Source organism: Roseateles noduli, from assembly GCF_050626985.1.
Taxonomy (GTDB): domain Bacteria; phylum Pseudomonadota; class Gammaproteobacteria; order Burkholderiales; family Burkholderiaceae_C; genus Roseateles; species Roseateles noduli_A.
This window is the reverse complement of sequence record NZ_CP192463.1, coordinates 503,227-522,011: the sequence shown is the minus strand read 5'-3', so window position 1 is coordinate 522,011 and position 18,785 is coordinate 503,227. Positions and strand designations below refer to the sequence as shown.

General features: G+C 68.2%; 22 protein-coding genes. 5 read left to right on the top strand and 17 right to left on the bottom strand.

The features are described from left to right. Positions 1-132: 132 nt before the first annotated feature. The 4 genes from rplS to rpsP all read right to left on the bottom strand — a co-directional run bounded on the left by rplS (position 133) and on the right by rpsP (position 2,392). A complete protein-coding gene (rplS, locus tag ACQ4L4_RS02365) occupies positions 133-498 on the bottom strand; it encodes a 50S ribosomal protein L19 (RefSeq protein WP_431102600.1) in 366 nt (121 codons plus the stop codon). A gap of 182 nt (positions 499-680) precedes the next feature. Continuing rightward, on the bottom strand, positions 681-1,481 hold the full coding sequence (gene trmD / locus ACQ4L4_RS02360; protein ID WP_431102599.1) for a tRNA (guanosine(37)-N1)-methyltransferase TrmD: 801 nt from the start codon (positions 1,479-1,481) through the stop codon (positions 681-683). Positions 1,482-1,501: 20 nt separating this feature from the next. After that, positions 1,502-2,098: a ribosome maturation factor RimM gene (gene rimM, locus ACQ4L4_RS02355; RefSeq protein ID WP_431102598.1), complete on the bottom strand. Its 597-nt coding sequence runs from the start codon at positions 2,096-2,098 to the stop codon at positions 1,502-1,504. 18 nt (positions 2,099-2,116) lie between these two features. Next, positions 2,117-2,392, bottom strand: a complete 276-nt coding sequence (gene rpsP, locus ACQ4L4_RS02350; protein ID WP_377156057.1) for a 30S ribosomal protein S16 — start codon at positions 2,390-2,392, stop codon at positions 2,117-2,119. 266 nt (positions 2,393-2,658) lie between these two features. Here rpsP and ACQ4L4_RS02345 point away from each other — a divergent pair, with 266 nt between their 5' ends. Together ACQ4L4_RS02345 and ACQ4L4_RS02340 are read left to right on the top strand one after the other, a co-directional pair. Further along, the gene (locus tag ACQ4L4_RS02345) at positions 2,659-3,276 is read left to right on the top strand and encodes a GNAT family N-acetyltransferase (RefSeq protein WP_431102597.1); all 618 of its coding nucleotides are present in this window, start codon (positions 2,659-2,661) and stop codon (positions 3,274-3,276) included. Then, a complete protein-coding gene (locus tag ACQ4L4_RS02340) occupies positions 3,273-3,746 on the top strand; it encodes an NINE protein (protein ID WP_431102596.1) in 474 nt (157 codons plus the stop codon). Before ACQ4L4_RS02345 ends, ACQ4L4_RS02340 begins: the two co-directional genes overlap by 4 nt. Before the next feature lie 193 nt (positions 3,747-3,939). Here the strand turns inward: ACQ4L4_RS02340 and ACQ4L4_RS02335 are convergent, their stop codons facing one another. From ACQ4L4_RS02335 to murJ, 9 genes are all read right to left on the bottom strand, one after another. Then, a complete protein-coding gene (locus ACQ4L4_RS02335; protein ID WP_377156061.1) occupies positions 3,940-4,950 on the bottom strand; it encodes an inorganic phosphate transporter in 1,011 nt (336 codons plus the stop codon). A gap of 21 nt (positions 4,951-4,971) precedes the next feature. Further along, entirely contained in the window at positions 4,972-5,619 is a 648-nt protein-coding gene (locus tag ACQ4L4_RS02330) for a DUF47 domain-containing protein (protein WP_297523981.1), read from the bottom strand. A gap of 165 nt (positions 5,620-5,784) precedes the next feature. Next, positions 5,785-6,138 carry a DMT family protein gene (locus ACQ4L4_RS02325; protein WP_377156063.1) on the bottom strand — a complete coding sequence of 118 codons (354 nt, stop codon included), beginning with the start codon at positions 6,136-6,138 and terminating at the stop codon, positions 5,785-5,787. A gap of 40 nt (positions 6,139-6,178) precedes the next feature. Beyond that, a complete protein-coding gene (folK, locus tag ACQ4L4_RS02320) occupies positions 6,179-6,679 on the bottom strand; it encodes a 2-amino-4-hydroxy-6-hydroxymethyldihydropteridine diphosphokinase (protein ID WP_431102595.1) in 501 nt (166 codons plus the stop codon). 10 nt (positions 6,680-6,689) lie between these two features. After that, positions 6,690-8,333 carry a polynucleotide adenylyltransferase PcnB gene (pcnB, locus tag ACQ4L4_RS02315; protein WP_431102594.1) on the bottom strand — a complete coding sequence of 548 codons (1,644 nt, stop codon included), beginning with the start codon at positions 8,331-8,333 and terminating at the stop codon, positions 6,690-6,692. Next, positions 8,330-8,998: an HAD family hydrolase gene (locus ACQ4L4_RS02310; protein WP_431102593.1), complete on the bottom strand. Its 669-nt coding sequence runs from the start codon at positions 8,996-8,998 to the stop codon at positions 8,330-8,332. Before ACQ4L4_RS02310 ends, pcnB begins: the two co-directional genes overlap by 4 nt. A gap of 52 nt (positions 8,999-9,050) precedes the next feature. Then, positions 9,051-9,725, bottom strand: coding sequence for a DnaA regulatory inactivator Hda (gene hda, locus ACQ4L4_RS02305; RefSeq protein WP_431102592.1), 675 nt, complete (start codon positions 9,723-9,725; stop codon positions 9,051-9,053). Positions 9,726-9,849: 124 nt separating this feature from the next. After that, positions 9,850-10,626, bottom strand: a complete 777-nt coding sequence (locus ACQ4L4_RS02300) for a SirB1 family protein (RefSeq protein WP_377156073.1) — start codon at positions 10,624-10,626, stop codon at positions 9,850-9,852. 57 nt (positions 10,627-10,683) lie between these two features. Continuing rightward, positions 10,684-12,258, bottom strand: a complete 1,575-nt coding sequence (murJ, locus tag ACQ4L4_RS02295) for a murein biosynthesis integral membrane protein MurJ (RefSeq protein WP_431102591.1) — start codon at positions 12,256-12,258, stop codon at positions 10,684-10,686. Between the two features lie 192 nt (positions 12,259-12,450). On the opposite strand from murJ, the gene rpsT reads away from it, so the two are divergent. Next, positions 12,451-12,747 (top strand): 30S ribosomal protein S20, encoded by a 297-nt coding sequence (gene rpsT / locus ACQ4L4_RS02290; protein ID WP_067269869.1) that lies wholly within the window; start codon positions 12,451-12,453, stop codon positions 12,745-12,747. 60 nt (positions 12,748-12,807) lie between these two features. Here rpsT and ACQ4L4_RS02285 read toward each other — a convergent pair whose 3' ends face one another. The 3 genes from ACQ4L4_RS02285 to ACQ4L4_RS02275 form a co-directional block, all read right to left on the bottom strand. After that, positions 12,808-13,614, bottom strand: coding sequence for an alpha/beta fold hydrolase (locus ACQ4L4_RS02285; protein ID WP_431102589.1), 807 nt, complete (start codon positions 13,612-13,614; stop codon positions 12,808-12,810). Next, a complete protein-coding gene (locus ACQ4L4_RS02280; RefSeq protein ID WP_431102588.1) occupies positions 13,611-14,666 on the bottom strand; it encodes a M14 family zinc carboxypeptidase in 1,056 nt (351 codons plus the stop codon). The genes ACQ4L4_RS02285 and ACQ4L4_RS02280 overlap by 4 nt, the downstream gene beginning before the upstream one ends. A gap of 99 nt (positions 14,667-14,765) precedes the next feature. Next, positions 14,766-15,101: a DUF3579 domain-containing protein gene (locus tag ACQ4L4_RS02275; RefSeq protein ID WP_377156079.1), complete on the bottom strand. Its 336-nt coding sequence runs from the start codon at positions 15,099-15,101 to the stop codon at positions 14,766-14,768. Positions 15,102-15,348: 247 nt separating this feature from the next. On the opposite strand from ACQ4L4_RS02275, the gene ACQ4L4_RS02270 reads away from it, so the two are divergent. Together ACQ4L4_RS02270 and argF are read left to right on the top strand one after the other, a co-directional pair. Then, positions 15,349-16,572: an aspartate aminotransferase family protein gene (locus ACQ4L4_RS02270; RefSeq protein ID WP_431102587.1), complete on the top strand. Its 1,224-nt coding sequence runs from the start codon at positions 15,349-15,351 to the stop codon at positions 16,570-16,572. Further along, positions 16,569-17,531, top strand: a complete 963-nt coding sequence (gene argF / locus ACQ4L4_RS02265) for an ornithine carbamoyltransferase (protein WP_431102586.1) — start codon at positions 16,569-16,571, stop codon at positions 17,529-17,531. Before ACQ4L4_RS02270 ends, argF begins: the two co-directional genes overlap by 4 nt. A gap of 74 nt (positions 17,532-17,605) precedes the next feature. On the opposite strand, the gene ACQ4L4_RS02260 is transcribed toward argF, so the two are convergent. Further along, complete coding sequence (locus tag ACQ4L4_RS02260; RefSeq protein WP_431102585.1) at positions 17,606-18,535, bottom strand: substrate-binding periplasmic protein; 930 nt, start codon at positions 18,533-18,535, stop codon at positions 17,606-17,608. Between the last annotated feature and the right edge of the window lie 250 nt (positions 18,536-18,785).

Genomic DNA, 18,785 nt, shown 5'->3' with positions numbered 1-18,785 from the left:
GCGGCAGGGTCGTCCGGTGTGCCGGACTTGTTCGTGGGCGCTCGGGGCGCGAAGCCCCGATTGGACGCCAGAAACGACAAAGCCGCTCCGGGCAGGGCCTTGGAGCGGCTTTGGGGTGGCTTGCGCCGAGGATCAGGCCGACTTGATGGCCAGCTTTTCCTTGATGCGCGCCGACTTGCCCGAACGCTGACGCAGGTAGTACAGCTTCGCGCGACGGACGTCGCCGCGGCGCTTCACTTCGATCGAAGCGATCAGCGGGCTGTACAGCTGGAACGTCCGCTCAACGCCTTCGCCGCTCGAGATCTTGCGGACGATGAAGTTGGAGTTCAGACCGCGGTTGCGGCGGGCGATCACGACGCCTTCGTAGGCCTGCACGCGCTTGCGGGTGCCTTCGACGACGTTCACGTTGACGATCACCGTGTCGCCAGGAGCGAAAACGGGGATGGTCTTGTTCAGGCGAGCAATTTCTTCTTGCTCGAGGGTTTGGATCAGATTCACGAGGATCTCCTGTGATCTTGCCGGCGCGAATCAGGATGATTCCAGGACAGGACACCTTCGAAGGAATTCTTCGGCGCCGCCCGCGTGGGGATTCAACCAACGGTGTCAAAGCACCGCCCTTGCCCCATCAGCCCAGTAGAGGATCGGAAAAACCCGCGATTATAGACGTGGTTGGGCGATCGTCAAACTTCGCCCGTCTTGGCGATCGTTCCGCCCTGGGTCGTGCGCAGCGACGCGAGGAACTTCTCGTCCTTCTTGTCGAGCTTGCCGTCGCGGCGCGCGGCCTCGATCAACTCGGGCCGGCGGCGCCATGTCAGGGCCAACGACTGCTCGCGACGCCAGCGGGCGATCTCGGCATGATGGCCGGACAGCAGCACCGGCGGCACCGGCAACGGGCCGTCGGGCGTCTCCAGGACCTCCGGGCGGCTGAAGTGCGGGCAGTCCAGCAGTCCGTCCGAGAAGCTGTCCTGCTGGTGCGAGGCGGCGTCGTTCAGCACGCCTTCCTGCAGACGCGCGATCGCATCGAGCATCGCGATGGCCGGCAGTTCGCCGCCGGACAGCACGAAATCGCCGAGGCTGATCTCCATCGACACGTGGCGGTCCAGCACACGCTGGTCGATGCCTTCGTAGCGGCCGCAGAGCAGGATGGCGCCCTCGCCTTGCGCAAGCTCTTGAGCCAGCGCCTGGTCGAGCTTGCGTCCGGTGGGGCTGAAATGGATCACCGCCGGAGCGCCGGGATGGGTGGCCGCACGATCGGCCTTCACGGCCGTGAGCGCGCGCTCCAGCGGCGCGGCCAGCATGACCATGCCGGGACCGCCGCCGAAGGGACGGTCGTCGACACGACGGTAGTTGTCTTCCGCATAGTCGCGCAGCTGCCAGAGCCGCACGTCGACCTGTTTGCTCTCGTACGCGCGACGCGTCACGCCGACCCGCAGGAAGGGGTCGAAGAGTTCAGGAAAGAGGGTGAGAACGTCGAAGCGCATGGGCATCGGGCCCGACGGCTTCAATAGTCCAGATCCCAGTCCACGGGGATGACCCGCGCGGCCTTGTCGACGGTGCCGACAAACGCGTTCACGAACGGGATCAGGATTTCCTCGTCCGGCTTGACCGGCGCCGTCTTGCCGGCGGGCAGGATGCGCAGCACGCAGTGCGGGCCGGTGTCGATCAGGTCGATCACCTCGCCCAGCGTCTGGCCGTCCTTGTTGACGACGCTCATGCCGATCAGGTCGACCCAGTAGAACTCGTCCTCGCCGGTGTCCGGGAACACGCTGCGCGAGACGAAGATGCGGGCGCCCTTGAGCGCCTCGGCGCCGTTGCGGTCCGCCACGCCTTCGACCTGGGCGACGATGCCGTCCGCATGGTCGCGGACGGAAAGAATCTTGAGCACGGGGGGCACGACATGCGGCTTGCCCGGCAGGGCCTTCTCGCTCGGTTTCATGAACCAGCGGCGGGAGGCGAAGAGCGCCTGGGCATCGGCGGAATGGCTGAGGATCTTCAGCCAGCCCTTGATGCCCCAGGCGTCCAGCACGCGCCCGACCTCGATGGCGTCCTCCGGAAAGGCCGGGGAACTCTCGATGACGTCGTCGGGCGCCTGCTTCATCTACTGCGATCCGAAGGATTAGGCAGCGACGGCGGCGGCCGGAGCGGCAGCCGACTTCTTGGACACGTCGACCAGGCGGGCGACGGCCGGCGACAGCTGGGCGCCGGTGCCGACCCAGTAGGACACGCGGTCCTGGGCGACACGCAGGCCTTCGGCGTTGCCGGTGGCGACGGGGTTGTAGAAACCGACGCGCTCGATGAAGCGGCCATCGCGACGATTGCGGCTGTCGGTCACGACGATGTTGTAGAACGGACGCTTCTTGGAGCCACCGCGGGAGAGTCGAATAACGACCATGATCTATCCTTCAGGTTTTGAGCGTTCCACCGCACCAGGGAGACACACAGGGGCAAGCAGACAATTGAATCGACTTTTCAAAGGGCACGCGTGTGTCGCGAAAGATCCCCACGAAAGGTCGACAGCTGGCCCTGTAGATACGCCCCCGGACTGTCATCGCACAAGCTCCGGATCAGGAAGCTTCGAAGCGTGACAGCCACACCCAGGGGCCAGCGCCAAAACCCGGCATTATAAACTCGCGTTTGACGCTTTGTCCTCCTCCCCCAATGACGACGACCACCAGCAGTTCCTCCCCCCTCCTGATCCGCCCCAGTCTGGAGGGCGACATCGCCGCGATCCAGCAGATCTACGAGCACGCGGTGCTGCACGGCACCGGCACCTTCGAGACCGACGTGCCCGACCGCGCCGAGATGGGCCGCCGCCGCACCGAGGTGCTCAGCCGCAGCCTGCCGTACCTGATCGCGGAGCGTGACGGGCAGGTGCTCGGTTTCGCCTACGCCAACTACTTCCGCCCGCGCCTGGCCTACCGTTACTTCGTCGAGGACTCGATCTACCTGTCGCCCCAGGCCCAGGGCCAGGGCGTCGGCCGCTTGCTGCTGGCCGAACTGATCGCCCGCTGCGAGGCGGCCGGCGCCCGCCAGATGGTGGCCGTGATCGGCGACTCGCAGAACCTCGGTTCGATCGGCGTGCACCGCAGCCATGGTTTCGAGGACATCGGCGTCATGAAGGCCGCCGGCTGGAAGTTCGGCAAGTGGCTCGATGTCGTGCTGATGCAACGCCAACTGGGTCAGGGCGACACCAGTTCGCCCACCGGTTCGACGCCCGCGACCGCGGCGGCCTCGCCGGCGGCCCCTTCCGCGCCAGCAGAAACGCCCGCCGCATGAGCGCCGTCGCCCCCGACGCCGACGGCGCGGCGGACCTCAAGTCCAAGACCGTCGCCACCTGGCTGAGCTTCGCGCTCGGCAGCCTCGGGGCACATCGTTTCTATCTGCACGGATTCAGCGACAAGCTCGCCTGGCTGCATCCGCTGCCGACGCTGCTTGGCCTGTATGGCGTGCACCGCATGGACACGCTGGGCCAGGACGACGTCGCCGCCTGGTTCCTGATCCCGCTGCTCGGGCTGATGATCGCCCAGAGCATGCTGGCGGGCATCGTCTACGGTCTGATGCCCGACGAACGCTGGGCCGACCGCTTCAACCCCGGACAACCGGTGCACAAGACCGGCTGGCTGCCCATCCTGGGCGTCATCGCCTGCCTGATGGTGGGCGGTGCCTGCCTGATGGCGACGATTGCCTTCTCGGCGCAGCGCTACTTCGAATCGCAGGTCGAGGCGGCCCGCGAGATCAGCCAATAACCCCACACGGCCTCAGCGCCAACCCGATCACTCGTACTCCCCTGGCCCATGGGCAGCGAGCGTGAGTGGGGCCGGAATGAGGCTGGGGGTTCCCGGAGGGATGCCCCCTGCCTCGTGGAGAGCCCGCGCCCGGCCTTTCGCAGGCAAGGCGGGCGGGCAAGGCGGGCAGGCAAAGCGGCCAGGCAAACCTGCCTTAGAACAGCGTGAAGCTGATCCAGTAGAACAGCCCGGCGATGAACGCCGACGCCGGGATCGTGAAGATCCAGGCCCACACGATGTTCCCCGCCACCCCCCAGCGCACCGACGACGCGCGCTGCGTCGACCCCACGCCGACGATGGCGCCGGTGATGGTGTGCGTGGTGGACACCGGAATGCCCAGGGAAGTCGCCAGGAACAGCGTGATCGCGCCGCCGGTTTCTGCGCAGAAGCCGCCAACCGGTTTGAGCTTGGTGATTTTCTGCCCCATCGTGCGGACGATGCGCCAGCCGCCGAACATGGTGCCCAGGCCGATCGCCAGATAACAGACGACGATGACCCAGGTCGGGGGCGAATGTTCGCCGGCGCCCGCGTAGCCGGAGGCGATCAGCAGCATCCAGATCAGGCCGATCGTCTTCTGCGCGTCATTGCCACCGTGGCCCAGGCTGTACAGCCCGGCCGAGACCAGCTGCAACCGCCGGAACCAGTTGTCCACCCGCAGCGGCGAACTGCGTCTGAACACCCAGGCCACGGCCACCATCAGCAGCGAGCCCAGCAGGAACCCCAGCAACGGCGAGACGAAGATGAACAGCACCGTCTTGCCGATGCCGCTCATGATCAGGCCCTTGGTGCCTGCCTTGGCGATCGCCGCGCCGACGAGGCCGCCGATCAGCGCATGCGACGAGCTCGACGGGATGCCGTAGAACCAGGTGATCACGTTCCACGCGATCGCGCCGATCAGCGCGCCGAAGATCACATGGTGATCGACGATGGACGCGTCGATCGACCCCTTGCCGATCGTCGCCGCCACCTTCAGCTCGAAGAAGAGCACCGCGATCACGTTGAAGAAAGCCGCGAACAGCACGGCCTGCTGCGGCTTGAGGACGCCGGTCGACACGACCGTGGCGATCGAGTTCGCCGCGTCGTGGAAGCCGTTCATGAAGTCGAAGGCGACGGCCAGCACCACGAGCATGGCCACGACCCAGAAGGCCACGTGCATCGTTCCCATGGGAGACGCTCCGGGACCGGGTCAGGAATTCTCGAGGACGATGCCCTCGATCAGGTTGGCGACGTCCTCGCAGCGGTCGGAGATCGATTCCAGCTGCTCGTAGATCGCCTTGAGCTTGATCAGCTCGCGCACGTCCTCCTGCTCGCGGAACAGCTTGGACATCGCGGCGCGCATCACGCGGTCGGCGTCGGACTCGAGCTTGTCGATCTCCTCGCAGGCCTTGATGGCGGCTTCGGCGGTCTTGGGCTCGCTCAGCTTGGGCAGCAGCGTCACGGCGTGCTTGACACGCTCGCAGCACTTGGCCGACAGCTCACCCAGGCGCAGCACTTCCTCGGGAATGGAGCGCACGTCGTAGAGCTGCATCGTCTCGCTGGAGTCCTGCAGCAGGTCCAGGATGTCGTCCATCGCGTTGATCAGGCCGTGGATCTGCTCGCGGTCGATCGGCGTGATGAAGGTGCGATGCAGCAGCCGGTTCACCTCGGCGGTGACGCGGTCGGCGTGGTGCTCGGCCTTGTCGACCTCGGCGGCGTATTTCTCGCGCAGCGTCAGGTCGTTGTAGTTCTGGATCATGAGCATGAAGGCGCGCGCGCCTTCGACGATCTGCGTGCCGTGCTCATTGAACAGTTCAAAGAAATTGCCCTCTCGGGGCAGCAGCTTGCCGAAAAACATGGGGGGAGGCTCCGCGCCGTGCGATCCGCGCCGGATCGTCACAATTAATTCATTTCCGTGTCACGGAAAACCCGCGAGTGTAGCCGCCCGTAGCCCGTTGGAGCCATGCCTTGCTCATACCCCGACGATCGCGGGTCTTCCCGCGTCATTCCAGGGACGCCGATTTCAGCTGCGGAAGATGAAGTAGACGGCGCCCATCAGGCACAGACCGGCCCAGAGGTAGTCGGTCTTGAACGGCTGGTTCATGAAGAACATCGAGAAGGGCACGAACACCGCCAGCGTGATCACTTCCTGCGTGATCTTGAGCTGCGCCAGCGTGAAGCCGCCCTGGTAGCCGATCCGGTTGGCCGGCACCTGCAGCAGGTACTCGAACAGCGCGATGCCCCAGCTGATCAGCGCCGCGACATACCAGGGGCGCGCCGCCAGGTCCTTCAGGTGGCCGTACCACGCGAAGGTCATGAACACGTTGGACAGCGTCAGCAGGACGATCGTCTGCCAGCCGGCGGCGGTTGCGAACATGGGGCGAGCTCCCGAAAAGCCTGGACGTTGATTCGATTCGTCAGGGACGGCGAAGGCGCAAGGGCGCGTCCTCGCGTTCGACCACCTGATCGGCGACCGACGGCAGGTAGCCTGCCAGTCCACCAAGGCCCGGCGCGTCCAGCGTCGGAGCCAGCTCCAGCAGCGGGCGCAGCACGAAGGCGCGCTGATGCAGCCGAGGATGCGGGACGATGAGCCGATCCAGGTCGACGGTCTGGTCACCGTAGAGCAGCAGGTCGAGGTCGAGGGTGCGCGGCGCGTTGACGAACGGACGCTCGCGACCATGACGCAGCTCGATGGCCTGCAGCGCCGAGAGCAGCGTCAGCGGCGGCAGCGTTGTCGCCACGCGGGCGACGGCGTTCAGGTAGTCGGGGCCCTCGCAGCCGACCGGCGCGCTGCGCCAGGCGGAGGAGACGGCCTCCAGGGTCAGGTCTTTCACGTCGGCGAGGTCGGCCAGCGCCGCCTCCAGCGTGCGCCGCAGGTCGCCGAGGTTGGCACCCAGACCGACGTAGGCCGTGGTCATCCGCCGGCGATCACTCGTCGTTGGACGGCGTCGTGTCCGCGGGACCCGCGCCGCCTGCCGCGCCACCCGCGGCCTTGGGCTTGCGACGGCGGCGGCGCTTCTTGGCGGGATGACCGGTGCCGCCCTCGCCGTCCATGGCGTCGACCGCTTCGGCATCGATCGGCAGGCCGGCTGCCGACTCGCCACTGACCGGCATGGTCGAGGGCGTGCTCACGGCACCGCGCGGCACGGAGTGCACGCGCCCGCCGCCCGCCTTGGGCTTGCTGCGCGGACCGCCCTGGCGTTGCGTCTCGCGCGCCAGCTCGAGGAGCGCACGACGCTCGTCCTCGGTGCCCAGCGCGAAGTCTTCCCACCAGTCGGCCAGGGCCGGATCGATCTCGCCCGCCTCGGCGCGCAGCGCCAGGAAGTCGAAGCCGGCGCGGTAGCGCGGCTGCTCGATCAGCCGGTGCGGACCGCTGCCGGTGCGGCGCTCGAAGCGCGGCTGCATCATCCAGATCTCGCGCATGTCCGCCGCGAGCTTGCCGCGGCCGGAGATGTCGCCGACGCGCGCGTCGAAGACCAGGTCGACCGCCTGCTGCAGCGCCGCCACCGCGCCTTCGCCGCCGTCGATCAGGCGCGTCCAGCGCTGCTGGACCTCGCCCCACAGCATGCAGGCGAGCATGAAGCTCGGCGCCACCGAGCGGCCCTCTTCGACCCGCTTGTCGGTGTCTTCCAGCGCCAGGCGGACGAACTTGCCGTGCACGTTGTCCGGCAGCGCGCCGTCCTTGTCGAGCACCGCGTCCAGGATCGGGAACACGCCGCGCGCCAGGCCCTGCTTGCGCAGCTCGTCGATGCTGGCCAGCGCGTGGCCGGTCTGCAGCAGCTTGATCATCTCGTCGAACATCCGCGACAGCGGCACGTTCGCGAGCAGCGGCGCCATGACGGGGATCGGCGCGCGGGTCTTGGGCTCGATCGTGAAGCCCAGCTTCGCGGCGAAACGCACCGCGCGCAGGATGCGGACCGGATCCTCGCGGTAGCGGGTCTCGGGGTCGCCGATCATCCGCAGCACCTTCTTGCGGGCGTCGGCCAGACCGCCGTGGTAGTCGACCACCAGCTCGCGCTCCGGGTTGTAGTACATCGCGTTGACGGTGAAGTCGCGTCGCGCGGCGTCCTCGATCTGCGGGCCCCAGACGTTGTCGCGCAGCACGCGGCCGGACGCGTCGACGACGTGCGACTTGCCCTCCAGCGCGCCCTTGGACGTCTTCTCGTTGCCCTGCACCTGCTCGGCGTCGTCTTCCTTGAGCAGCGCGCGGAAGGTCGAGACCTCGATCACCTCGTGCTCGCGGCCACGGCCGTAGACCACGTGGACGATGCGGAAGCGCCGGCCGATGATGAAGGCGCGGCGGAACTGGTTCTTCACCTGTTCCGGCGTGGCGTCGGTGGCGACGTCGAAGTCCTTGGGCCGGCGGCCCAGCAGCAGGTCGCGCACGGCGCCGCCGACGATGAAGGCCTCGTAGCCCGCGTCGGTCAGTCCCTTGACGACCTTGACGCCGCGCTCGTCGAGCAGCGCCGGATCGATGCGGTGTTCCTCCGCGCCGATCTCCACGCGCCTGCCCAGGGGCGTGGCGGTACTTTCGGGCTTGCCCAACAACTTGTTGATGAATTTCTTGATCATTCGAACAGCTTCAATATCGGCCAGCCGCGCTCGCGCGCCAGCGCCTCGAGGGCCGAGGTGGGGTTGGTCGCCACCGGATGGCTGACCCGCTCCAGCAGCGGCAGGTCATTCATCGAGTCGCTGTAGAAATGCACGCGCTCGAAATCCTCCCAGCGGCGCCCCTGCGCCGCCAGCCATTCGTTCACGCGCACGATCTTGCCCGCCTGGAAGGACGGAGTTCCGTGCACGCGCCCGGTGAACGACCCGGTCGCGTCGCGCTCCAGCTGCACGGCGATCAGGTGGTCGATGCCGAAGGCCCTGGCGATCGGCGCGGTCACGAATTCGTTGGTCGCCGTCACCACGACCACCAGATCCCCGGCGTCCAGGTGGCGCTGCACAAGTGCGCGCGCATTGTCGCGCAACATCGGCGCGATGATCCGGGCCATGAAATCGGCGCGGGCCGCCTCGGCCTCGGCCAGCGGCCGGGCGCGCCAGACCGAGGTGGCGAACTCGACGTACTCGTCCAGGTCGAGGTTCCCGCGCTGGTAGTCGGCGTAGAACCCGTCGTTGCGGGCGGCCCAGGCGGCGCCGTCGGCCCAGCCGATCTCCACCATGTAGCTGCCGAAGGCGTGGTCCGAGTCCTGCGGGATCAGCGTGCCGTCGAGGTCGAACAGGGTCAGGTCCACGTCGAAATCCTTGAAAGATCTTGAAAGCGAAGCAACCGGCGGCGTCGCGCCCTCAGGCGTGCGCCCCCTGGTCGGCGAGCATCTGGCGCAGCAGCGGCACGGTGACCGCCCGCTTGCTGGCCATGGCGAATTCGTCCAGCCCGTCCAGCAGCGTCATCAGGTGCTTGAGGTCGCGGGCATAGCGGTTGAGCAGGTAGTCGATGACGTCGTCGGTCAGCGCGATGCCGCGCCGGTCGGCCTCGCGGCGCAGCACGGCGCGCACCTCGGCCTCGGACAGCGGCTGCAGCGCGAAGGTCGGGCCCCAGCCGAGCCGGGTGCGCAGGTCCTCGCGCAGGTCCAGGTCCACCGGCGGCGCGGTACCGGTCGAGACGACCGCCAGCCCCAGCGTGGCCGCCTCGACGAACAGCGCGAAGGCCGCATGCTGCTGGCCCGGGTCGAAGCGCTGGGCGTCGTCGAGCAGCAGCAGGCTGGGGTGGTTCGGCAGTTCCCAGGGCAGCGGGGTGTCGGCGTCGTACCAGCCGACCTGCGCGCCGGCCTGCTGCCAGTGGCGCGCGAGCGCGCGCAGCAGGTGCGTCTTGCCGCTGCCGGGCGGCCCCCACAGGAACACCGGCGGCGAGCCAGTCCCCAGCGCCAGCACATGCGTGAGGGCCGCGGTGTTGGCACCGGTGAGGAGCGTGTCAAAGGTGTAGTCGGGCTCGGGACCGAGCGACAGCGGGATCTGCTTCAAACCACTTCAGCGTTGGATGGCGGGGCGACGTCGGCGACGCGGAGGTCGGCAACAGGGAGGTCACACCCTCAGGAAGAGGGGGATTCTATGCGTCGCCCGGCGCCCCTCCCCCCGTCGTGCACCCTCAATGGAGGGTGGCGGGTCCGCCACCCGCATCGCGCAGCTGCTGCAGACTCTGCTCGAGCTCCGCGCGCTCCCCGCGATCGTCGGGCAGCAGCGCCACGAGTTTGCGCTGGACCGCCAGCAGCCGGGGCAGGTCCTGCTGGTCCATGTGGATCTGCTTGAGGTTGCGCAGCATGCGCGCCAGGATCTGCCGCGGCGCCGCGGTGCCCAGGAAGGCATCCAGCGACATCGGCTCCTGTGGCATCAGGCCCGCGCGCTCGCGCCAGGGGCTGAGGAACTCGTCGAGTTCGCCGCGTCCCAGCGAACGTCCGCTGAACGGGTCCAGCACGACCTCGCCCTGCGGCAGGCGCAGCTTCATCAGGAAGTGGCCGGGGAAGCTGACGCCCTTGACCTGCAGGCCGACGTGCGAGGCCAGCTCCATGTAGATGATCGCCAGCGAGATCGGGATGCCGCGACGCGTGGCGAGCACCTGGTGAAGGTAGCTGTTGCCGACGGCGTAGTAGTCGTTGACGTTGCCCGCGAAACCGAGTTCGCCGTGGAAGTACTGGTTGAGCATGCGCAGCCGGTGGCTGGGCGGCGCATCGGCGGGGAGACGGTGGCGCAGCCGCTCGCCGAGACGATCCAGCTCGGCCATCACCTGCTGCACGTCCAGCCGGGGCACCTCGTCGAGCGCGATCGCCGTGGCGGCCTCGGCCAGGTTCAGCGTGTCGTCGTCGGCAACCAGCGTCGAAAAATAGTCCAGCGCCGACGGCACCGTCCACTGCAAAGGCGAACTCATGCGCCCGAGTCTACGCCCACCGCCGCCGCCGGAAACCGGAGACGACGCCCCCCGGGTTCAGGCCCGGCGGGCGAACTGGCGCAGCTTCACGCCCAGCAGCAGCAGCACGCCGAAGTACAGCAGGGCCGAGGCGCCGAGACTCAGCGCCATCCAGCCGGCGCGCGCCAGCTCGAAGTGGAAGCCCTTGCCGCCGACCCAGGCGACATGCCCGGCCAGCCACCATTGCAGCGCGCCCATCGCGGCGCTGGCGATCAGCACGCGCAGCAGGAACAGCATCCAGCCGGCTTCCGGCGCGTAGGTGCCGAGCTTGCGCAGGCCACGCAGCAGCAGCAGCGCGTTGACGACGGCGCCCAGGCCGATCGACAGCGACAGGCCCGCGACGCCGATCTTGAATCCGAAGACGAAGATCGCGTTGAACACCTGCGTCAGGATCAACACGCCGACGGCGATGCGCACCGGCGTGCGCATGTCCTGGCGCGCGTAGAAACCGGGGGCCAGCACCTTGATCGACACCAGGCCCATCAGGCCCAGCCCGTAGCCCATCACGGCCTGCGCGGTGTGGGCGACGTCCTCCGCCCGGAAGGCGCCGCGCTGGTAGAGCACCGCCACCAGCGGCTCGGCGAAGACCAGCAGCGCGACCGCGCAGGGCAGCGCCAGCAGCAGGGTCAGGCGCAGGCCCCAGTCGAGCAGGCCGGAGTACTTCTCCGTCTCGCCCTTGGCCGTGCTGGCCGCGAGTTGCGGCGTCAGCACGACGCCCAGCGCGACGCCGAGCAGCGCGATCGGGAACTCCATCAGGCGGTCCGCGTAGGTCAGCCAGGAGGCGGCGCCCTCGCCCACCGCGATCGCGATCTGCGTGTTGATCAGCAGCGAGAGCTGGGCCACGCCGACGCCCAGCAGCGCCGGGCCCATCTTGCGCAACACCTGGCGCACGCCTTCGTCGCCGGCGGCGCGGCGCAGGCCGGAGAGGTTCAGCGCGAAACGCGGCATCAGGCCGATGCGGCGCAGCGCCGGCACCTGCACGGCCAGTTGCAGGATGCCGCCGATCATGACGCCGAGCGCCAGCGAGTAGATCGGCTCATAGCCGTGGCGCGCCAGCACGGGTGTCAGGCCGTAGCCGCAGGCCAGCGAAGCGAGGTTCAGCAGCACCGGCGTCACCGCCGGCACGATGAAGCGCTTCCAGGTATTCAGGATGCCGGCCGACAGCGCCACGAGCGACATGAAGCCGATGTACGGGAACATCCACCGCGTCATCACGACGGCGGCCTCGTGCGCATCCCGGGACAACCCCGCTCCCAGCGTCCAGACCAGCACCGGGGCGCCGATCACGCCGATGACGCAGGTCGCCAGCAGCGCCCACAGCAGCACGGTTGCGACGGCGTCGATCAGGTGGCGGGTCGCCTCGTCGCCGTCCTTGGCGCGCGCGGCGGCCAGCGACGGCACGAAGGCCTGCGAGAACGCGCCCTCGGCGAACAGCCGCCGCAGCATGTTGGGAATGCGGAACGCCACGTTGTAGGCGTCGGTCATCGCGTTGGCGCCGAACAGCCCCGCCACCATCTGTTCGCGGACCAGCCCCGTGATGCGCGACAGCAGCGTGAAGACCGAAACGACGGAGGCGGTGCGGAGCAGGTTCATTCAGGCGACGGCGCGGAGGCTCTACGAAGGCAGCACGGAAACGGTGCGTGGAACAATTCCCCTGGAGCGTGAAGCCCCGGCGAACGACCGCGCATTATGGGTGGCCCGCCGCGGACGCCATGCCTCGGGTTTGGTTTTTCCAATCCTGGCTGCTATACTCGCCGTCTTTGCACCAACTGGACCAATAAGACAATGGCAAGCTCTTCCAAAGCCAAGAAGAAAACCGTGCGTCTGGCCTCGGGCCGCAAGCGCGCACGTCAAGACGTCAAGCTGAACGCCGCCAACTCGGCGCTGCGTTCGAAGTTCCGCACGGTCATCAAGAACGTGCAAAAGGCGATCGTCACGGGTGACAAGGCCAAGGCCGCCGACCTGTTCAAGACCGCCCAGCCCGTGATCGACTCGGTCGCCGACAAGGGCATCTTCCACAAGAACAAGGCTGCTCGCCACAAGAGCCGCCTGTCTTCGAAGATCAAGGCGCTCGCCGCCTGATAGCAAAGTCCAGCTCTGGTGCACGGAAAGCCCGCCAATCGGCGGGCTTTTTCGTTGGGCTCAGAGCGGCATCGGCGTCGTGATCTGTCCGACGACCTCGCGCACGTGGAGCCAGTCCACGACATTGCGCGCCACCCATTCCCCATCGTCGAGCGGCAGGTCGTGCCCCGCGTGCCGGTGCAGCCGCAGCGGCGCACCCCACGCCCGGCTGATGGCCTGCGAGCAGCGCCAGTCGACCAGCGAGTCGCCCTGGCTGCACAGCAGCAGCATCGGCGGCTCGGGCTTGGCCAGGCTGGCGCGGTAACGCGCCGCCGCCAGCAGCTGACGCAGCGCATTGCGGCGTCGCACCGGGTGCTGGCGCTGGATCGAAACCCAGTCGTCGATCACCTGGTCCGGCTGACGCTGCATCCGCGTCGTCATCTGCAGCACCTTGGCCTCGCGCTGGCGCAGGCTCAGCCGCGTCAGGCTGAGCAACAGCAATGACCAGTAGTTCGACGGCCTCAGCCGCCGGAAGAAGGCGCTGAAGGGCCGCAGGCTGGTGTTGATCAACACGATGCCGTCGAGCTCGCGCGGATGGCGCGCCGCCCATTCGCTGGCGACCATGGCACCCAGCGACATCGCCAGCACCTGATACGGCGGGGGAACGCCGCGACGACGCAATTCCGCACGGCAAGCCTCCATCATGGCGTCGACGTGGGTCGGACTGCTCTGCCGATGCTTGTCGCCATTGCCGGGCAGGTCGAGCAATTCCAGCCGGGCGTCCGGCTGCTGCACCCGCAACGCGCGCAGCAGGCGCGCGGGGAAGTCCCCCCAATGGCCGCTCTCGCGGGTCAAGCCGCGCAGCAGCACCCAGGTGTGGACGCTCATCGAGCGGTCCTCCGATACCAGCGAATCAACGCCTGCTCCCCGTGATCGATTCTTGTGTCCGGCCCTGGCAACCACCGCAACGCGCTCTGCGTCGCACGTGTCATGAAGTCCATCCAGGCCATGTGCCGTCGCAACACGCGCTGCTGTCGATGTGCGATCAGCGGGTTGAACATGCCGTGCCGGGAGAGTAGCTGGCGCGGGTTTTTCTTCACCCACAGCCATGACCCCATTTCGAGCGTCATCGGCAGGAAGATCCCCCGATCAAGGGAGAGGGACTCGTCGTAGAGGTGGTCCCACAGGTCGCCGTGGGTCAGGTAGTGCCGGCTCTGCGGCTCCATCACGTAGGGATGCGGGGACAGGCATTGATCGAGCACCTCGCACAGCGCGTGGATCTCGGCGAGGTGGTGCATCGGACGGCGCGTGCGCGCATAGGGGAACCAGATGCGGTCGCGCAGGCCGAAACCGCTGTGGAAGTCGATGGCCACGGAGATCGGCCGCCCCAGCAGTTCCTCGCGGACGAAACGGCAGAGCGCGTCGCTCTCGACCTGCAGCGGCGCGCCGGCCAGCCCGCGGTAGTACGGCAGATGCGGGGACAGGCGATGCCCGCCCACCAGGAAGGGCACGCCGCGGTCGGCATCCTGCGGCGCGTTGCGCATCAGGTCGACGCCCTTCGGATTTGCGCGCGACCCGGCCAGCACGCCGCCCGGATTGACGACCGGCAGGAAGACGAGCCGCAGCGACTCGAGCTGCTGATGCAGGCTGAGGTCCCAGCGCAGCCGGCGCACCAGGCTGCCGAGGTAGGCCAGCACCACCTGCGCGCCGATGCGCTCCAGGCCGTGGACCCCGCCGATGAAACCGAGCGCGGGCACCGCAGGATCAGGATTGCCCAGGGTCACGCCGATCACCGGCAGCGGGCCGCCGACGGTGCTCACGGTCGCGAGCTCGCGGGCCTGCAGCATCGACCCGCCCTGGTCGATCAGGCGCAGCAACTGCTGCATTTCCGGCAGGACGGCCGCGGCCCGGGAGCCCGCGTCGGCGGTGAAGACGGCCATTCCAGGGAGCCCGGTGGGGAGGTCGCGGCGAACCCGGCAGCGTAGTCGCAAGGACGCGGGCCGGCGATGGCCCGAACGGGCCAGCGGGCCTTCAGCGCTTCAGGCCTTGCCGGATTCCCGATCGCCGGGCAGCAGGCAGGCGTCGACGACCTGCAGCTTGTTGTCACGGGCGAAGTTCATGACGAACTCCCAGGCCATCGGTTCGACGGACTTCAGCGCCTCGTTGACGATCACGCACTTGATGCCGTCGATGACGCGCGGTACGCAGTAGGGGGAGTAGCCGAGGTAGGCGTCGCGGCCGCTGCGGGTGCCGCCGGGACGGAAGCAGGACATGGCGCCAGCCAGACGTTCGGCCCAGTCGCTCGGGCGGAAGGTGCGGCCATCCGTGGTGATCCCCTGGATGAACACTTCTCGCGGCTTGGGCTGCTCAGTCATTGGCTACGGTCTCACGCGTCCCGGCAAAAACGCTATTGTGCCCTGGATGTGTTGCGCCGCAGCACGGGCGGGCTTTTGCTCGCCCGCTGGTCAGCGCGGCTTGTCTGGCTGTGCAGGAGGAATCTCCTCACCCGCCAGGGTCGACCCGTAGAATCGATCGGCTCCCGCAACCCCGGTCCCGGACCGGGGATTGCCGGGTGCCTTCCTGGAGATGATTCCCCCACCCCTCCCACGTTTTGGAGACTTGATGAACGCCCCGGACTCCTCGTTCGCCGCCCCGACCGAACCCCATGTGATGCACACCTACGGCCGCCTGCCGATCGCCTTGTCGCACGGCGAAGGCGCCTGGGTCTGGGATACGGCCGGCCGACGATACCTGGACGGCCTCGGCGGGATCGCCGTCAACACGCTCGGACACAACCATCCGAGGCTGGTGGCGGCCTTGCGGGACCAGGTGGGCAAGCTCATCCACACGAGCAACTACTACCACGTCCCGCTGCAGGAGCAGCTCGCGGCCAAGCTCTGCGCGCTGTCGGGGCTGACCAACGCCTTCTTCTGCAACTCCGGCCTGGAGGCCAACGAGGCCGCGCTGAAGATCGCGCGCAAGTACGGCCACGACCGCGGCAACGAGAGCCCCGAGGTCATCGTGTTCGAGAAGGCCTTCCATGGCCGCTCGATCGCGACGTTGTCCGCGACCGGCAACCCGAAGGTGCAGGCGGGCTTCGGTCCGCTGGTGCCGGGCTTCGTCCGCGTGCCGTTGAACGACATCGCGGCGATCCGCCAGGCCATCGCCGAGCACCCGAACGTGACCGCGATCTTCCTGGAGACCATCCAGGGCGAAGGCGGCATCAACCCCGCCCACATCGACTTCCTGAAGGACCTGCGCAAGCTGTGCGACGAGCACGACCTGCTGCTGATGCTGGACGAGGTGCAATGCGGCATCGGCCGCACCGGCAAGTGGTTCGCGCACCAGTGGGCCGGCATCGTGCCGGACGTGATGCCGCTGGCCAAGGGCCTGGGCTCGGGCGTGCCGATCGGCGCGGTGGTGTGCGGCGACAAGGCCGCCAAGGTCTTCGGACCGGGCAACCACGGCACGACCTTCGGCGGCAATCCGCTGGCGATGCGCGCGGGCGTCGAGACGCTGACGGTGATGGAAGAGGACGGCCTGCTGGCCAATGCCGCGACCGTCGGCGCCGAGCTGAAGGCCGCGATCGAGCACGGCCTGGCGGGCGAAGCGGGCCTCGTCGAGGTGCGCGGCCACGGCCTGATGATCGGCATCGAACTCGACCGCCCCTGCGGCGTGCTGTTGACGCAGGCGATGGAGGCGGGCCTGCTGCTGAGCGTGACCGCCGACAAGGTCATCCGCCTGGTGCCGCCGCTGATCCTCACGAGCGCGGAAGCGGCCGAGATCGCCGCGCGTCTGGTGCCGCTGGTGAAGGCCTTCCTGGCCGCCCCGGCGTCCGCGCCATGAAGCCGGGGAACACGCTCATGCGTCATTACCTGCAGTTCAAGGACCTGCGCGCGGAGGAGTACACCCACCTGTTCGAACGGGCGGCGACGATCAAGCGACGCTTCAAGAACTACGAGAAGTACCAGCCGCTGCAGGACCGCACGCTGGCGATGATCTTCGAGAAGGCCTCCACGCGGACCCGCGTGAGCTTCGAGGCGGGCATGTACCAGATGGGCGGCTCGGTGGTGCACCTGACCACCGGCGACAGCCAGCTGGGCCGCGCCGAGCCGATCGAGGACAGCGCGCGCGTGATCAGCCGCATGGTCGACATCGTGATGATCCGGACCTACGAGCAGACCAAGCTGGAGCGCTTCGCCGCGCACTCGCGGGTGCCGGTCATCAACGGGCTGACCAACGAGTACCACCCCTGCCAGATCCTGGCGGACCTGTTCACCTTCATCGAGCAGCGCGGCATGGACCGGCGCGGCGCGATCGACATGGACTGCCTGAAGGGACGCGTGGTGGCCTGGGTCGGCGACGGCAACAACATGGCCAACACCTGGTTGCAGGCGGCGGAGATCCTGGGCTTCACCGTGCATGTCAGTACGCCCAGCGGCTACGAGATCGATCCGGCGGTCGCCGGCATCAAGGACACGCGCTGCTACAAGGTCTTCAAGGATCCGAAGGAAGCCTGCCGCGACGCCGACCTGGTGACGACGGACGTGTGGACCAGCATGGGCTACGAGGCCGAGAACGAGGCGCGCCGCACGGCGTTCGCGGACTGGTGCGTGGACAAGGACATGATGGCCCAGGCCAAGCCGGATGCGCTGTTCATGCACTGCCTGCCGGCGCACCGCGGCGAAGAGGTGGCGGCCGACGTGATCGACGGCCCGCAGTCGGTGGTCTGGGACGAGGCCGAGAACCGCATGCACGTGCAGAAGGCGCTGATGGAGTACCTGCTGCTCGGACGCATCGGCTGAGCGCCCTGCCCCGCTCCTGAAACGACAAGGCCCGCCGAGCGCGGGCCTTGTTCCATGGCGCGACGATCGCCGCGCTACTTCGGGACGACGATCGCCTTCAGGCCGTCTTCATACGACCCGGTCGGGTAATGCTTCTGCAGCGTCTTCCAGACGGTGCCGGAGCGTGAGTTCCGCTCCAGCGCGTCGCTCAGCACCTCGCGGTCCTTCGCCGGCAGGTGCCGCGACAGGTAGATCCCGCTGTCGGTCCAGGTGAGCTCCGCCATCGCCTCCAGGCGCAGACGGTCCAGCAGCGGCCGCGTCTTCGAGTCCTGCAGCAAGGTGCCCGCCAGGATCGACGGCGCCATCACCGTCACGTCCGCCAGGTTGCGCTCCAGCGTGCGCACCACCGCCGCCGGATCCGCTTCCACGACCAGCCGGCGCTGCGCCTTCAACGTCCTCAGCAACTGCTGGTAGGGCTCGCCGTAGTCGAAGCCGCGCACCACCGCCACGCGCAACTCCCGCCGCTCGCCGAGCTCGGCCAGGCTCTCGACCGGCGCACGGTCCGACGAGATCGAGATCAGCATCGCCCGCGCCTTCATCATCGGAATGAAGTCGCCGTGCAAGTCCCGCTGGGAGGTGCGCGTCGCCGGCACCAGCACGTCCGCGCCGCTGCCGGCGAACATCGCCTCGACCCGCGCCCGCGGCACGACGACGAAATCGAACTGGCAGCCGGTCTCCGCCGACACCTTGCGCAGCAGGTCCGGATAGACCCCGCTGACCTCGCCGCCCGAGGTCACCACGCTCATGCCGATCGGCGCCATCGGCACCCGGATCGGCCGCGAGCAGTCCGCCCGCGCGGACCCGGTCGCCGACGCGAGCATCAGCCCCACCGCCAGACCACCCGCAGCGCGCGCGGCGAGCCGCAGACGGCCCCGCCAGGGCACGCATGCCCAGCGCTCGATCGCCGGCCCCAGCCCGCGCTCGCGCGCGGGCGGGTCCGGCCGCCCGGATTCCCACGTGTTCATCTTCTTTCTCTCCCATGCCGGAACTGCCGGCGGCGCTGCGCTCTTGCCACATCGCCTCCTGGGCGTCCCATGTCGCCGGCCAGATTAGCAAAGCCCGGGACATCCACAACGCGTCAAACCCGCGAGTCCCCCGATCCATCGCCCATCCGCAGGGGCGTGCCCCTGCGCTTCGGGGGGCTTGCGTCCGCCACTCGCCGTCTTGCGAAGGTTGACGTCAGCCATGCGTGGCATGCTTGCCCCTCGCATCCAT

Coding starts and splice junctions, on each gene's coding strand:
- pcnB (WP_431102594.1), bottom strand. CDS start 8,333: ATGATCAAGAAATTCATCAACAAGTTGTTGGGCAAGCCCGAAAGTACC.
- ACQ4L4_RS02285 (WP_431102589.1), bottom strand. CDS start 13,614: ATGAGCGTCCACACCTGGGTGCTGCTGCGCGGCTTGACCCGCGAGAGC.
- ACQ4L4_RS02270 (WP_431102587.1), top strand. CDS start 15,349: ATGAACGCCCCGGACTCCTCGTTCGCCGCCCCGACCGAACCCCATGTG.
- ACQ4L4_RS02340 (WP_431102596.1), top strand. CDS start 3,273: ATGAGCGCCGTCGCCCCCGACGCCGACGGCGCGGCGGACCTCAAGTCC.
- ACQ4L4_RS02330 (WP_297523981.1), bottom strand. CDS start 5,619: ATGTTTTTCGGCAAGCTGCTGCCCCGAGAGGGCAATTTCTTTGAACTG.
- folK (WP_431102595.1), bottom strand. CDS start 6,679: ATGACCACGGCCTACGTCGGTCTGGGTGCCAACCTCGGCGACCTGCGG.
- argF (WP_431102586.1), top strand. CDS start 16,569: ATGAAGCCGGGGAACACGCTCATGCGTCATTACCTGCAGTTCAAGGAC.
- ACQ4L4_RS02345 (WP_431102597.1), top strand. CDS start 2,659: ATGACGACGACCACCAGCAGTTCCTCCCCCCTCCTGATCCGCCCCAGT.
- ACQ4L4_RS02335 (WP_377156061.1), bottom strand. CDS start 4,950: ATGGGAACGATGCACGTGGCCTTCTGGGTCGTGGCCATGCTCGTGGTG.
- ACQ4L4_RS02280 (WP_431102588.1), bottom strand. CDS start 14,666: ATGGCCGTCTTCACCGCCGACGCGGGCTCCCGGGCCGCGGCCGTCCTG.
- ACQ4L4_RS02300 (WP_377156073.1), bottom strand. CDS start 10,626: ATGAGTTCGCCTTTGCAGTGGACGGTGCCGTCGGCGCTGGACTATTTT.
- rpsP (WP_377156057.1), bottom strand. CDS start 2,392: ATGGTCGTTATTCGACTCTCCCGCGGTGGCTCCAAGAAGCGTCCGTTC.
- ACQ4L4_RS02260 (WP_431102585.1), bottom strand. CDS start 18,535: ATGAACACGTGGGAATCCGGGCGGCCGGACCCGCCCGCGCGCGAGCGC.
- rpsT (WP_067269869.1), top strand. CDS start 12,451: ATGGCAAGCTCTTCCAAAGCCAAGAAGAAAACCGTGCGTCTGGCCTCG.
- rimM (WP_431102598.1), bottom strand. CDS start 2,098: ATGAAGCAGGCGCCCGACGACGTCATCGAGAGTTCCCCGGCCTTTCCG.
- murJ (WP_431102591.1), bottom strand. CDS start 12,258: ATGAACCTGCTCCGCACCGCCTCCGTCGTTTCGGTCTTCACGCTGCTG.
- ACQ4L4_RS02275 (WP_377156079.1), bottom strand. CDS start 15,101: ATGACTGAGCAGCCCAAGCCGCGAGAAGTGTTCATCCAGGGGATCACC.
- trmD (WP_431102599.1), bottom strand. CDS start 1,481: ATGCGCTTCGACGTTCTCACCCTCTTTCCTGAACTCTTCGACCCCTTC.
- ACQ4L4_RS02325 (WP_377156063.1), bottom strand. CDS start 6,138: ATGTTCGCAACCGCCGCCGGCTGGCAGACGATCGTCCTGCTGACGCTG.